General features: G+C 58.8%; 11 protein-coding genes. 4 read left to right on the plus strand and 7 right to left on the minus strand.

From position 1 onward, the window contains the following. The 3 genes from ACTJK9_RS28910 to ACTJK9_RS28920 all read left to right on the plus strand — a co-directional run. The coding region (locus ACTJK9_RS28910) for an RHS repeat-associated core domain-containing protein (protein WP_440817752.1) at positions 1 to 3,114 on the plus strand (3,114 nt) is incomplete at its 5' end. 6 nt (positions 3,115 to 3,120) lie between these two features. Continuing rightward, positions 3,121 to 3,486: a hypothetical protein gene (locus ACTJK9_RS28915; RefSeq protein ID WP_440817754.1), complete on the plus strand. Its 366-nt coding sequence runs from the start codon at positions 3,121 to 3,123 to the stop codon at positions 3,484 to 3,486. A 148-nt stretch (positions 3,487 to 3,634) separates the two neighbouring features. Beyond that, positions 3,635 to 4,051, plus strand: a complete 417-nt coding sequence (locus ACTJK9_RS28920; RefSeq protein WP_178076504.1) for a hypothetical protein — start codon at positions 3,635 to 3,637, stop codon at positions 4,049 to 4,051. Positions 4,052 to 4,067: 16 nt separating this feature from the next. On the opposite strand, the gene ACTJK9_RS28925 is transcribed toward ACTJK9_RS28920, so the two are convergent. Beyond that, positions 4,068 to 5,858, minus strand: coding sequence for a bifunctional diguanylate cyclase/phosphodiesterase (locus tag ACTJK9_RS28925; protein WP_440817757.1), 1,791 nt, complete (start codon positions 5,856 to 5,858; stop codon positions 4,068 to 4,070). Positions 5,859 to 5,991: 133 nt separating this feature from the next. Continuing rightward, positions 5,992 to 8,076 carry a carboxy terminal-processing peptidase gene (locus ACTJK9_RS28930; RefSeq protein WP_166742345.1) on the minus strand — a complete coding sequence of 695 codons (2,085 nt, stop codon included), beginning with the start codon at positions 8,074 to 8,076 and terminating at the stop codon, positions 5,992 to 5,994. A gap of 181 nt (positions 8,077 to 8,257) precedes the next feature. Between ACTJK9_RS28930 and ACTJK9_RS28935 the strand changes: the two genes are divergently transcribed. Continuing rightward, the gene (locus ACTJK9_RS28935) at positions 8,258 to 9,220 is read left to right on the plus strand and encodes a zinc-binding dehydrogenase (protein WP_440817761.1); all 963 of its coding nucleotides are present in this window, start codon (positions 8,258 to 8,260) and stop codon (positions 9,218 to 9,220) included. Between the two features lie 45 nt (positions 9,221 to 9,265). Here the strand turns inward: ACTJK9_RS28935 and ACTJK9_RS28940 are convergent, their stop codons facing one another. Genes ACTJK9_RS28940 through ACTJK9_RS28960 form a run of 5 tightly spaced genes read right to left on the minus strand, consistent with a single transcriptional unit; the run spans position 9,266 to position 13,375 of the window. Next, positions 9,266 to 9,919 (minus strand): HAD family hydrolase, encoded by a 654-nt coding sequence (locus ACTJK9_RS28940; RefSeq protein ID WP_085613511.1) that lies wholly within the window; start codon positions 9,917 to 9,919, stop codon positions 9,266 to 9,268. A gap of 34 nt (positions 9,920 to 9,953) precedes the next feature. Next, positions 9,954 to 10,943 (minus strand): ABC transporter ATP-binding protein, encoded by a 990-nt coding sequence (locus tag ACTJK9_RS28945; RefSeq protein ID WP_440817765.1) that lies wholly within the window; start codon positions 10,941 to 10,943, stop codon positions 9,954 to 9,956. Then, positions 10,940 to 11,740, minus strand: coding sequence for an ABC transporter permease (locus ACTJK9_RS28950; protein ID WP_085613509.1), 801 nt, complete (start codon positions 11,738 to 11,740; stop codon positions 10,940 to 10,942). Before ACTJK9_RS28950 ends, ACTJK9_RS28945 begins: the two co-directional genes overlap by 4 nt. Then, the gene (locus ACTJK9_RS28955) at positions 11,727 to 12,563 is read right to left on the minus strand and encodes an ABC transporter permease (protein ID WP_172829520.1); all 837 of its coding nucleotides are present in this window, start codon (positions 12,561 to 12,563) and stop codon (positions 11,727 to 11,729) included. Before ACTJK9_RS28955 ends, ACTJK9_RS28950 begins: the two co-directional genes overlap by 14 nt. Positions 12,564 to 12,568: 5 nt before the next feature. Beyond that, positions 12,569 to 13,375 (minus strand): alkaline phosphatase family protein, encoded by an 807-nt coding sequence (locus ACTJK9_RS28960; protein ID WP_221399073.1) that lies wholly within the window; start codon positions 13,373 to 13,375, stop codon positions 12,569 to 12,571. Positions 13,376 to 13,484 lie beyond the last annotated feature (109 nt).

Here is a 13,484-nt window from a genome sequence, read left to right on the forward strand (position 1 = left end):
TTGTTGCTGCGCTATGAGCGAGCGCATCTGGTTGCGGTCGATTATCAGGTTTGGCGCGATGCGGTCTGGCGCACCGAGCAAACGCTGGCCAGCTACCGCTTTGATGCCCGCCATCGATTGATCGAGGCGTCGAACGCGGTCGGCGAGACTGAGCGTTACGACTACGACGACCAGCACGTCATCCTGCAACGGCAGCTGGCCGGCGGCGCGAGCTTCTTCTGGGAGTGGGAGCGTGCCGGCAAGGCAGCGCGTTGCGTGCGGCACTGGGCGTCGTTTTCGCAGATGGATACGCGTTACGTCTGGGATGACGCCGGCAGTGTCACGGTGCAGTACGTCGACGGCACTGAAGAAACCTACGTCCACGACGATACGGCGCGGCTGGTGCGTCAGGTCGCCGCCGATGGTGGCGAACAGCTCAAGGCCTACGACGCGCAGGGCCGGCTGATTGCCGAGCAGGATGCGCTGGGCGCGGTCACCGAATACCGCTATGACGACGCCGGGCGGCTGATCGCGCTGATTCCGCCGGACGATGCGCCGACGACCTACGAGTACCGCAACGGTTTCCTGCACAGCCGTTCGCGTGGCGATGCGGTGTGGACGTACCGGCGCAATGCCCAGGGTGATATCACCGAAGCGGTCGACCCGGATGGCCACGTCACCCATTACCACTACGACGCGCAGGGGCGGTTGCTGTCGGTCCGTTATCCGGACAGTGGTCGCCATGTGTTCATGTGGAACGACCTGGGCCAGTTGGTCGAGGAGAGTCTGCCGGACGGCGGGGTTCGCAAGTTTTCCTACGATGCCTTGGGGCGGCGGATTACGGCGCAGGACGAACATGGCGCGGTCACCCGTCATGCCTGGGACGCCGTTGGCCGGCTGATCCAGACCACCTCGCCGAATGGCGCCACCCGCGCCTGGTCCTACAGCGCCTACGGCCAGATCACCGCCGAACGCGATGAACTGGGGCGCATCACCCGCTACGAATATGACGACGACCTGCATTTGGTCAGCCGGCGGATCAACCCCGACGGCACGCGGCTGCAGTACCGCTACGACCATGCGCAGCTGCTGCTGACGGAAATCGAGAACGAGTCCGGCGAAAAGTACCGGCTGGACTACACGCCTACCGGACTGATCCGACAGGAAACCGGCTTCGATGGCCGGCGTACGGCGTATGTCTACGACCGCAACGGCCACCTGCTGGAAAAGACCGAGTACGGCGACGACGGCTCGACGCTGGTCACCACTTACCAGCGCGACAGCGCCGGGCGATTGCTGCTCAAGACCTTGCCGGACGGGGTCGAGGTCAGCTACCGCTATGACCGCCTCGGTCGGCTGGTCGGCGTGGATGACGGCCAGGATCACCCGCTGGCCTTCGAATACGACCTGCAGGACCGGCTGGTGCGCGAGCATCAGGGCTGGGGCACCTTGCGTTACACCTACGACGCCTGCGGCCAACTCACTCGCATGCGTCTGCCGGACAACAGCAAGCTCGACTACCACTACGCCAAGGGCGGCGCGCTGACCGCGATCGACCTCAACGGCGCCTTGCTGACCCGCCACGTCTACCAGCACGGCCGCGAACAGCAACGTCAACAAGGCCTGCTGCTCAGCGAATATGCCTACGACGAACAGGGCCGGTTGCGGGTTCATTCTGTTCATCAACATGACCGCGCGCTGTACCTGCGCCACTACAGTTACGCGGTCAATGGCAACCTCGCATCTATCGCCGACAGCCGTCACGGTCAACGTAGCTATTACTACGACGCCCTCGACCGTCTGGCCAGCGTGCGCCACACCCGCGACGACCTGCCGGAAAACTTCGCCCACGACCCGGCCGGCAACCTGCTGATGCAGGACCGTCCGGGGCCGGCACAGATCAAGGGCAATCGCCTGCTGATGCAGGGCGACCGTCATTACGACTACGACGCCTTCGGCAACCTGATCCGCGAACGCCGCGGCCGCGCGCAACAACTTGTCACCGAATACCGCTACGACAGCCAGCACCGCCTGATCGGCCTGACCCGCCCCGACGGCACCAGCGCCAGCTACCAGTACGACGCCTTCGGCCGGCGCATCCGCAAGACCGTCAATGGCCAGACCACCGAGTTTTTCTGGCAAGGCGACCACCTGATCGCCGAAAGCAGTAAAGAACAACACCGCAGCTTCATCTACGAACCCGGCACCTTCCGCCCATTGGTCATGCTCGACGGCAAAGGCCCGAAACGCGCCTGCCCGTTCTACTACCAACTCGACCACCTCGGCACCCCGCAGGAACTGACCGACTACAGCGGCGACATCGTCTGGTCGGCCAAATACAGCGCCTACGGCAAGGTCACCTCACTGGAACTGGCGACCGAGGACTACCTGAACCAGCCACTGCGCTTTCAGGGGCAGTACTTCGATGACGAAAGCGGGCTGCATTACAACCGGCACCGGTATTACGACTCGGACGTGGGACGGTATCTGACGCCGGATCCGGTGAAGCTGGCGGGTGGACTGAACCAGTACCAGTACGTGCCGAATCCGACGGGGTGGGTGGATCCGTTGGGGTTGACCTCCAATTGTCCGCCGCCGAACAAGCCGGGCTGTCCGGTGCCGGATGGGGTGGGTGGTTCAGTTGTTGATGAGGGTGAGCCAGCGCTGCCGAAGATGACGGCGCAGGAGCGGCGGGCGAGGATTGATGAGTTAGCAGAAAATATTGCATTAAAAGAGTTGAAACAAATGGAGAGCGCTAACAAAAAATCTCACTTTTTACAAAAACATGGCGCCCAAACCACTCTTGCTTCGCAGCAAGAACGTCTGCTATATGCTAAAAACCCTACTACGGGTAAAGTTGAGATGAAACTAAATAAAAAAACTAAGCTTATGGAGCCAAGCATTCCGCGAGCTGCAACTAAATTTATGAGTCATAGGGATCAATTGAATGCAATTAATCGTGCTAAATTAATTTTCCGACGGACTGGGAGTCTATCGCTCTCATCGCTCCCAGTGGAAATGGGAAGAAAGGTAGGAGAGGGGTATAGGGGGAAGCAAGTGGAATATATAGAGCCAACAAGAACTGTTGTTATACTCGATAGTCATGGTGAGGCTATAACAGCTTATGTGGATTGATATCAAATGAAACCTAATCCAAAACTTTCAATTTTGCCTGGCTTTCTATTTGTTTTTGACATTGACTATCCTCATGAAGGGGCCGTTGAAGAACTAATATGTCTGGCTGATGTAAATGACTCTTCTGATATGATTAGGGTTTTTGATGCTGTTCTGAAACCGGAATTTGTTGGGTACTCTGAATCGGATAGATGTTGGATAATTGATACGATTTCCTATTATTTGGAAAGGGGAGAAACATTTGTTGAGGTTTTGGAAAGGAGGAGTTTTTTATTTTCTGACGAGATAGTCGATGGGCGTGGCTTTATGCGCGTGTTGCTAGAATGTCTTTCCTTATATCAGGCTGAGATAGGTAAAGTTAAAGATTTATAGAATTACATTCTAGGCTTGAGGTTTTTATATATTTTGGGTTTTTGGTGGATTGGCTGTTTTATTTGGTTTTTATAATGATGGTGAGAATTGTGGGAGCTAATGTATTTAACCAAAGCCAGTTCGCCACGCTTCCAGCCGTGGTGAAGTGATGTTGAAAGATCCATATTTAAATGAAGAGTTTGAACCGGATTTGATGTGGTTTATAGGCGTTTTCGACGTTTATGATCGGGAGGAAACTCGAGGTGCGGAACTCGAGGTTTACAATCCTAATGATTCTGTTGATAGAGAGCTTCTTATCAGGAAGTATTGTCTTAATCTGCCATACCTTTCCTATAGGCATAAGCTAGTGCTAGTTGAAAGTTTGAAATTGCTGCTCTTGGAAAAAAATTATCACTTTCAAGAACTATTCGAGATCGATGAATACGAAGCAACAAGTTGGCCACGAGGGGAATGGTACTCTCTAGAGGATCCACGCGGTTTCTTCCAAGATCTCTACAGGCTTGCGAAGGAAATTTGGCGTGAGGATCTTGCGAATGCCGCTGGTGAGGATCGGTCCACATGGTAGTTATCGAGCCTTTACATCAGCGATGACCTGAAACGAGCGCCTCGTTAAAAGGTAGCGCGCTTATGCTGTCGATAACATGCACGCTATACCCCGGAACATTCTTCGCATGATGCTTCGCCTGCGAAGCCATCTCTGCCAACTGACTCGCATCCAGTTGCGCACACGCTTCAGGATGCAAATGCACCACGCCAATGGACAATGACAGCAACGGAAACTCCTGACGAATCCCTTGGCGATTCGGCGCAACAAAACACCCAGCTTCCAGGTGTTCGGGGCGGTAGAAACGTCGGCATTGGCTCTGGAAATCATCCAGCAACTGGTTGAGCCGTTTGCGCCAATCCTCCGGGCCGAGCACCAACAGAAAATCGTCCCCTCCAATATGCCCGACAAAGTCGCGAGACGGGTCGACGCGTTCGTTGAGGCATTGCGCCAGACACAGCAGCACTTCATCCCCACGTCCATACCCGTAGATATCGTTAAAGGGTTTGAAGCTGTCGATGTCGACATAGCAGATAACCGACTCGCGCCCCTGTTGCAGCAACCTCGTCAAACATTGCTGAATCGGCACATTTCCCGGCAGCAAGGTCAGCGGGTTGGCATAGCGGGCCTGCTGGATTTTCAGTTCGGTAATCAGTTTGAGCACATCAATCACCCGCCCCAGGCCCAGGTAGCTGCCGTTGAGGGTGATGATGAAATCCTCTTCGATGCGTTGCCGGGCGCGGCTGGTGATCAGGCGGCTGACCTGTTGCAGCGACTGGCTCATTTCCACGGCGAGGAAGTCGTCGTTCATCAGGCGGCTGATCGGTTTGCGGGCGAACAGGTCGGTGGCGAACGGTTTGAGCAGCGCATCGGACAACGAGTGACGATGAACGATGCCGCACGGCTGACCCTGTTCATCGAGCACCGCCAGCGAGTTCAGGTTGGCCTGGCGGCGGAAAGCCTCCAGTACGGTGGCGGTCGGTGTGTCGCGATTCACGGCGGGTTGATCGTTGAGCAGGGCGCTGAGATCGCTGCCTTCATCGTTCAGCGCAACGGCGCTGCTGTCGTGCTTGGGCATCAAGGCCCGGGCATCGCGCGGCGGGTGTTCCTGAGGGCGTCCGAGCAGGTAGCCCTGCACCAGATCCACCCCCATCTCGGTCAGCACTGCCAGTTCTTCCGGCAGCTCGATGCCTTCGGCGATTACCTGCGCACGCGAGGCCTTGGCAATTTGCAGAATCGATCCGACGAACTCTCGCTTCAAGGCGTCCTGATGAATGCCGTCGATGAAGTGCCGGTCGATCTTCACGTAATCCGGCCGCAGCTCGGACCACAGGCGCAGGCTCGAATAACCGGCCCCAAGATCATCGAGGGCAATTGAAAATCCCATCGCCCGATAGTGATGCAGTGCGGTTTGCAGCAACTGGAAATCATCGATCGGCGTCTGTTCGGTGAGTTCGATCACCACCTGGCTCGGCGGAATACCAAAATCCTGAAGCAACTGCAGCGTGCGCCCCGGCTGGTGCGCGGCTTCAAGCAAGGATTCCGGAGAGACGTTGAGAAACAGCTTGCCCGGCAATTGCTTTTCGTTGAAACGACGACAGGCACTCTGGCGGCAGGCGATTTCCAGTTCGCTCAAGCGCCCGGCCTGACGGGCCACGGCGAACAGGGCGATGGGGGAGTGCAGCGGGCTGTTGGACGGGCCACGGGTCAGGGCTTCGTAGCCGAGAATGCGCCGTTCGGAGAGGCAAATGATCGGCTGGAACAGGCTGTGTAATCCGCTTTGAGTCAGGATCGAGCTCAAGGCACTCAGCTGTTCGGTCGTGGTCATGGCAATCTCTGGCGATAAAAAAGGACTGGGAGCGTTCTCGATGAAGAGAACAGCGCCCAGTCCTTTATTGCACGACAGAATGATGACTGTTTGATGACGATCCGGGGATCGTCAGCATTAAATTGCCATCACCTTACTTCTTTGCGACCTGGTTGCTCAGCTTCAAGTAATCCAGCAGCACTCGCCCGGTCTCGCTCAGGTAGGCGTCGTCTTCCGGTTTGACCTTGTCCGGCTCGGCGGCGGCCAGGGCGTCGTCGTCTTCTTTCTTCAGCTCTTTGAGCGGTTCTTCGCCTTTGGCCTTGCGACGGATGTTCTCCATCGCCAGTTGCTTGGCGTCGATGTCGGCGTGCTGGGCACGGCGTTCGGCTTCATTGAGGCTGACGGTTTTTTCTTCCAGCAGCTTCTGCGCCAGGGCCAGCTTGTCGCGGATGAACACGAACTCCGCGTCCTTGGCGGAACGGCTGTCATGCTCGGACTTGAGCTGGGCCAGGTACGGCTTGAACGGATCGCTCGCCGGTTTGATCGCTGCGCGGATGGTGTCCCACGGCATGGCTTCCGGCAGGGCGCTTTCGCCGATTTCCTTGGTGTCGATGATCGACGGGTAATCGATGTCCGGCAGTACGCCCTGATGCTGGGTGCTCTGGCCGGAAACCCGGTAGAACTTGGCCAGGGTCAGTTTCAGCTCGCCATGATTCAGCGGCTGGATGGTCTGCACGGTGCCTTTGCCGAAGGTCTGGCCCCCGATGATCAGCGCGCGGTGATAGTCCTGCATGGCGCCGGCGAAAATCTCCGAAGCCGAGGCGGACAGGCGGTTGACCAGCAGCGCCATCGGGCCTTTGTAGAAGGCGCCCGGGTTTTCATCTTCAAGTACATCGACCCGGCCATCGGCGTTACGCACGAGCACGGTAGGGCCCTTGTCGATGAACAGGCTGGTCAGCTCGGTGGCTTCCTGCAGGGAACCGCCGCCGTTGTTGCGCAGGTCGATGACCACGCCGTCGACTTTCTCTTTCTGCAGTTCGGTCAGCAGCTTCTTGACGTCACGGGTGGTGCTCTTGTAGTCCGGATCGCCGGCACGGAAGGCCTTGAAGTCGAGATAGAACGCCGGAATCTCGATCACGCCGAGCTTGTAGTCCTTGCCGTCCTGTTTCAGGTTCAGCACGGACTTCTTCACGGCCTGGTCTTCGAGCTTCACCGCTTCACGGGTGATCGGCACGATCTTGCTGGTCTGATCGTTCGGCGCATTGCTGGCCGGGATGACTTCCAGACGCACCACGGTGCCTTTCGGGCCACGGATCAGCTTGACCACTTCGTCCAGACGCCAGCCGACCACGTCAACCATCTCTTTGTTGCCCTGGGCAACGCCGATGATCTTGTCGGCCGGAGCAACCTGCTTGGTCTTGTCGGCCGGGCCTGCCGGCACCAGACGCACGACTTTCACCTGGTCATTGTCGCTCTGCAACACGGCGCCGATGCCCTCGAGGGACAGGCTCATGTTGATGTCGAAGTTCTCCGCGTTATCCGGCGACAGATAGTTGGTGTGCGGATCGTAAGACATGGCGAAGGTGTTGATGTACGCCTGGAAGATGTCTTCGGCGCGGGTCTGGTCCAGACGCGCCAGTTGATTCTTGTAGCGCTTGGTCAGGGTTTCCTGGATCTGCTTCGGCTCTTTGCCGGCGATCTTCTGCCGCAGCACTTCGTCCTTGACGCGTTTGCGCCACAGGTCATCGAGCTCGGCGGTGGACTTGAGCCACGGAGCATCCTTGCGATCGATCAGCAAGGTTTCCCTGGTGGTGAAGTCCATCTTGTCGACGCCTTTGTTCAGCTCGGCAAGGGCGAAGTCCAGACGCGCCTTCACGCGGTCCAGGTAGCGCTTGTAGATGGTGAACCCGGCGTTGAGGTCGCCGCTCTTGAGGAAGTCGTCGAACTGGGTCTTCCACTTGTCGAATTCGGCGATGTCGCTGGCCATGAAATAGCTGCGCGACGGGTCGAGCAGCTTGATGTAGCTGTCGTAGATGATCACCGAGCGCGCATCGTCGAGCGGCGGCTTGCTGTAGTGATGACGCTTGAGCAACTCGACGACGTTCAGACTGGCGATCACTTCGTCGCGATCAGGCTGTAACTTGTCCCAGCTGTTGGCTGCGAATGTGGTGCCCGACACCGGCAACAGACCGATACCGATGAAAAGAGCGAGGGCGGTGCTGGGGAGCAGATGCTTCATGCTGATTCGACGCGGGGACAATTGATAACGCATATTAGGCCGTCTTTGAAGTCGCCGGTACCGCTACGCTCTGTACGATAACTGCTGTTCAGCGTTCGTTCAGACCCCAGGGCCGGTCGCATAATGCAAAAAGCCCGGCGCTACAGCTTCGGGCTCAGTCCAGACTCACTATGGAGGCACTGTGAAGGCATTGCAAGGCGTTGAAGGTCAAGTGGCATGGGTTGATGAACCAAGTCCTACATGCGATGTAGGACAAGTTCGCATCCGGGTGGCGGCAGCGGGCCTCAATCGCGCGGATTTATTACAGAAAGCCGGACTTTATCCACCCCCTCCAGGTGCCAGCCAGGTGCTGGGTCTTGAGTGTTCCGGGGTGATCAGCGAGGTCGGCGCAGGCTCGTCCTGGCAGGTCGGTGACCGGGTCTGCGCCTTGCTGGCCGGGGGCGGGATGGCCGAAGAAGTGGTCGTCGACGGACGGCATGTGCTGCCGGTTCCGGAAAGCGTGTCGCTGATTGAAGCGGCGGCGTTGCCCGAGGTGTACGCGACCGTCTGGCTGAATGTGTTTCAACTCGCTGCGCTCAAACCGGGTGAGAAAGTTCTTCTGCACGCCGGAGCCAGTGGTATCGGCTCAGCCGCGATTCAACTGTGCAAGGCTTTCGGCAATCCCTGCTGGGTCAGCGTCGGCTCGGCTGAGCGGTTGGTCTATTGCGAATCGTTGGGTGCCCAGGGCGGGGTGGTTCGCACCGACGACCTGGAAAGTCTGCGGGATTTCGGGCCGTTCGATGTGATCCTGGATCCGGTGGGCGGCAACTATTCGGCGTTGAACCTCAAGCTGATGGCGCAGGACGGACGCTGGGTGCTGATTGGTCTGATGGGCGGCCGCGAGGCAAAACTGGATCTGGCCCAGGTGCTGGCCAAGCGCGTGCAACTGCTGGGTTCGACCCTGCGCAGCCGTGACGATCAGTTCAAGGCCGATCTGTTCAGCGATCTGAGCCAGCACGTGTGGCCGCTGTTTTCCGAAGGGCGCCTGAAGCCGCAACTGGCCAAGGCGTTCCCGATCAAGGATGCCGAGGCTGCGTTTGCGGAGCTTGCGAGCAACACCGTAGCAGGGAAGCTGGTGCTGGTGATCGACGAAAGCCTGAGCTGATCATCGATGCTTGTGGGAGCAGGTCTGCTCCCACAAGACAATTGCTTACTTCCAGAGGTGGATCGGCCAGCCGGATTTCTCGGCCTCTGCCAGCAACACCGGATCCGGGTTGACCACATGTGGGTAATCCACTTTCAACAGCAGCGGCAGATCATTGCGTGAGTCGGAATAGAAACTCGCGCCCTCAAGGTTTTCCTCTTCGGCATCCAGCCATTCCAGCAGACGGGTGATCTTGCCTTCGCGGTAGGTCAGGGTGCCCACGGTGTGGCCGCTGTAGACGCCGTGCGCCACTTCCAGCTCGATTGCCAGGACCTCGTCGATGCCCAGCCGCTCGGCGATGGGTTTGACCAGGTGCGTGCCCGAGGCCGAGATCACCAGAATCCGGTCGCCGGCCTTACGGTGAGCGGCGATGGTCTTGGTGGCGTCGCTGAAGATGATCGGCTCGATGAAGTCTTCAACCCACGGCCCGACCAGATGCTCGACTTCCTCAGGGGTACGTCCGATCATCGGTTCAAGGCTGAAGTCCATGTAGTCTTCCATGCGCAACTTGCCATGGCTGTAGGCGTCCATCAGCTCGTTGTTCCTGCGCATGAACGACTCGGGATCGACCCAGCCCAGGCGCCCCATCTGCTCGCACCAGAGGGTGGCGCAGTCGCCGTGGATCAGGGTGTCGTCCAGATCAAAAATTGCCAGGGCCATCAGTTCAGTTCCCTCTTGGGTTTCAGCAAAGTCATCAGGCTACCTCACACAGGGCGGTGGAATCGATGAAAAGTGACAGGCGCTGACCGTCGGGATGCAGATCCGCCGCCGAACGGTTGAGCACATCCACCACCAGTTCCACGCCTCGGGCTTCAACGCGGTAGCGGATCACGTTGCCCAGCAGGCTGTGGCTGCGGATTTGCGCATCGGGTTCTCCGTTGAGGCTCAGCTCGATGGCCTCCGGGCGAATCGCGATGCGGTGGCTGATCGGCCGCTGCAACAGCTTCGACGCACTCTCGGCATCCAGCAGGTTGTAGTTGCCGATGAAGCCGGCGGCGAACACGTCGACCGGCGCGGTGTAGAGGGTTTCGGCATCGCCGCTTTGTACGATCTTTCCCTGATTCATCAGGAAAATCCGGTCAGACATGGTCAGGGCTTCTTCCTGATCGTGTGTGACGAAAATCGTGGTCAGGCCGAGTTCGCGCTGGATCTGACGGATCTGTTCGCGCAGGTGTTTGCGAATCCTTGCATCGAGGGCCGACAGCGGTTCATCCAGCAGCAACAGACGCGGACGGGTCACCAGTGAGCGGGCGAGGGCGACACGCTGGCATTGACCGCCGGACAACTGATGCGGATAGCGACTGGCGAAATCGTTGAGTTCAACCAGTTTCAACACCTCGGCAACTCGCTTGTGGCTGTCGTCGGTGTTGACCTTTTGCATGCGCAAGCCGAAGGCGACGTTTTGTTCGACGGTCATGTTTGGGAACAGCGCGTAGCTCTGGAACACCATGCCGATCCCGCGTTTCTGCGGGGTGAGCGGCACGATGTCGACGCCATCGAGCAGAATCTGGCCGCCATCCACCGGCGTCAGCCCGGCGATGCAACGCAGCAGGGTGGATTTGCCGCAGCCGGACGGGCCGAGCAGGGTGACGAATTCACCCTTCTGGATTTCGCAGTTGATGTCGCTGAACACCGTGGTGCCGGCGTAGTTTTTTTGCAGGTGTTGGACGCTGACATAGCTCATTCGCTTTTGTCCTTGTTCAAGATGTTGGCGACCCAGGTCAGGACCAGCACGAAAAAGAAGTAGGAGATCACCAGCGCGCTGGTGAAGTGGCCGCTGCTGTTGCGCATGTTGTTGAGGTAGACCTGCAGGGTCTCGTAGCGGGTGCCGACCAGGATGTTGGCGAACACGAACTCACCGAACAGGAACGAGAACGACAGCAGCAACGCGACCATCAGACCTTTGCGCAGGTTCGGCAGCACCACCAGGAAGGCTGCCTGAAAGGTGCTGGCCCCGAGCAGTTGGGCAGCGTCCATCAGGTCGCGCAGGTTGATCGCTTGCAGGTTGTTGGTGATCGCCCGGTACATGAACGGCAGCGCCACGGTGAAGTAGCAACCGATCAGGATCCACGGCGTGCCGACCATCGCAAACGGCCCGGAACCGTAGAGCTGCAACAGCCCCACCGACGACACCACCGGCGGCACCGCGAAGGGCAGCAGGATCAGGATGTTCATCAGTGCATCGAGTTTCGGGAAGTGGTAATGCACCACGAACAGCAGCGGCAGGATCAGCACCACCGACAGGATCAGCGCGCCGACGCACACCAGCAGCGACTGGCCGAAGGCGTGCAGAAAGCGCGGATCGCTCCACAACTGGATGTACCACTTGAAGGTGAAACCGCTGGGCAGGATGGTGGCCGACCAACTGCTGGCGATCGAATAGACCAGCGTGCCCACCAGCGGCAGCAGCAGGATGGCGAACAACAGATAGACCACGGCGCGGTGGTAGACGCCGGCCGGTCCGGATTCAGCGCGAGACATGGTAGCTCCTCTTCAGCAGCAGTTGATGCACGACGGTCACCAGGGTCATCAGCGCCACCAGCACCACGGCCAGGGCACTGGCCAGGTTCGGATCGAGGGAAATGTCACCGGAGACCATCGCCGCAATCCGGATCGGCAGTACGTTGAAGTTGCCGGTGGTCAGCGCGTAGACCGTGGCGTAGGCGCCGAGGGCGTTGGCCAGCAGGATCACGAAGGTGCCGAGCAGGGCCGGGGTCAGTACCGGCAGACCGATGTGGCGCCAGAACTGCCAGCTGTCGGCGCCGAGCAGTGCGGCGGATTCGCGCCAGTCTTCACGCAGGGCGTCGAATGCCGGGTACAGCAGCAAGACGCCGAGTGGAATCTGGAAGTAGGTGTAGAGGATGATCAGCCCGGTTTTCGAATACAGGTTGAAGTCCTCGATGATCCCGGCCTGCTTCAACATGATGGTGATGCTGCCGTTGAAGCCGAGCAGGATGATGAATGCAAACGCCAGCGGTACGCCGGCGAAGTTGCTGGTCATGTTGGCGAAGGCGTTGACGAAGTTGCGCAGTTTCGAATCGACCCGGCGCAGAGAATACGCACCCAGCACCGCGATGATGATCCCGAACACACTCGACCAGAAACTGATTTCGAGGCTGTACCGGATCGCCTGCAAATAGAACTTCGAATTGAAGATCTTACTGAAGTTGGCGAAGCCCCAGCCGAACTCTTCCGATTGCAGACTGTTGATCATCACCCAGATCAGCGGGGCGATTTCGAACACGATAAAGAACAGCGCGAAAGGCACCAGGCACAGGGCGGCCAGCCATTTGCCGCGAGTCATTGAGTTCACTTGAGCAACTCCCGGCACACAGGTTTGTCGTGGGGCACGCCGAGCAGTTCGCACACGGTGCCGCAGATGTCGGTCTGCTTGGGTGCAGCTTCGCTGTTCAGGCTGAACGCATCACCGATCACGAACAGCGGTACCTGGCGCTCTTCCGGCAGCAGGCCGTTGTGCGAGCGGTCGTTGTTCATGCCATGGTCGGCGGTCACCAGCACCTGGCAACCGGCGTCGAGCCAGTCTTGCAGGTAGTCGGCAAGGATGATGTCGGCGCTGCGTGCGCTGTTGCGGTATTGCGGGGTGTCGAGGCCGTGCTTGTGCCCGGCGTCGTCGATGTTCATCGGATGGATCAGCAGAAAATCCGGGGCGTGGCGCAGGCGCAGGTTTTCGGCGTCGGCGAACAGGTGCGAATCCGGGTAGTGATCGTTCCAGTAGAAGTGGCCGTGCTGGATCGGTAGCGTCGGGTCATCGGTATGCCGATCCCGTGCCGCCACGAACGGCGAGCGGTTGTAGAGCTCGCTGACCCAGTGGTACGCCGCGGCAGCGGTTTTCAGGCCGGCATCGCGGGCGTAGTGATAGATGCTGCGCTGGTTGGACAGGCGCGAGACGTTGTTGTGGACGATGCCGCTGTCGATCGGCGGCACACCGGTGAGGATGCATTCGTAAAGTGGTCGGGACAGGGCCGGCAGCTCGCACTCCAACTGGTAGAGCGCGGCGCGTCCTGCGCCAACGTAAGCCTGCAGATGCCCCATGGCGTGACGCGCGACCTCGTAGTTGAGGCCGTCGAGCACGACAAGGATGACGGTGTGCTTCATAGGGGCAAAAACTCCGCGAAACAGAAAATTTCAGGTTCAACCCGGATCCCCCTGTGGGAGCGGGCTTGCTCGCGAAAGCGGAGTGTCAGTCGATAATTTTTTGACTGAT

This window comes from Pseudomonas sp. 22082, from assembly GCF_052046055.1.
Taxonomy (GTDB): Bacteria; Pseudomonadota; Gammaproteobacteria; order Pseudomonadales; family Pseudomonadaceae; genus Aquipseudomonas; species Aquipseudomonas pharyngis.

Coding starts and splice junctions, on each gene's coding strand:
- ACTJK9_RS28925 (WP_440817757.1), bottom strand. CDS start 5,858: ATGACCACGACCGAACAGCTGAGTGCCTTGAGCTCGATCCTGACTCAA.
- ACTJK9_RS28915 (WP_440817754.1), top strand. CDS start 3,121: ATGAAACCTAATCCAAAACTTTCAATTTTGCCTGGCTTTCTATTTGTT.
- ACTJK9_RS28930 (WP_166742345.1), bottom strand. CDS start 8,076: ATGAAGCATCTGCTCCCCAGCACCGCCCTCGCTCTTTTCATCGGTATC.
- ACTJK9_RS28940 (WP_085613511.1), bottom strand. CDS start 9,919: ATGGCCCTGGCAATTTTTGATCTGGACGACACCCTGATCCACGGCGAC.
- ACTJK9_RS28950 (WP_085613509.1), bottom strand. CDS start 11,740: ATGTCTCGCGCTGAATCCGGACCGGCCGGCGTCTACCACCGCGCCGTG.
- ACTJK9_RS28960 (WP_221399073.1), bottom strand. CDS start 13,375: ATGAAGCACACCGTCATCCTTGTCGTGCTCGACGGCCTCAACTACGAG.
- ACTJK9_RS28920 (WP_178076504.1), top strand. CDS start 3,635: ATGTTGAAAGATCCATATTTAAATGAAGAGTTTGAACCGGATTTGATG.
- ACTJK9_RS28945 (WP_440817765.1), bottom strand. CDS start 10,943: ATGAGCTATGTCAGCGTCCAACACCTGCAAAAAAACTACGCCGGCACC.
- ACTJK9_RS28955 (WP_172829520.1), bottom strand. CDS start 12,563: ATGACTCGCGGCAAATGGCTGGCCGCCCTGTGCCTGGTGCCTTTCGCG.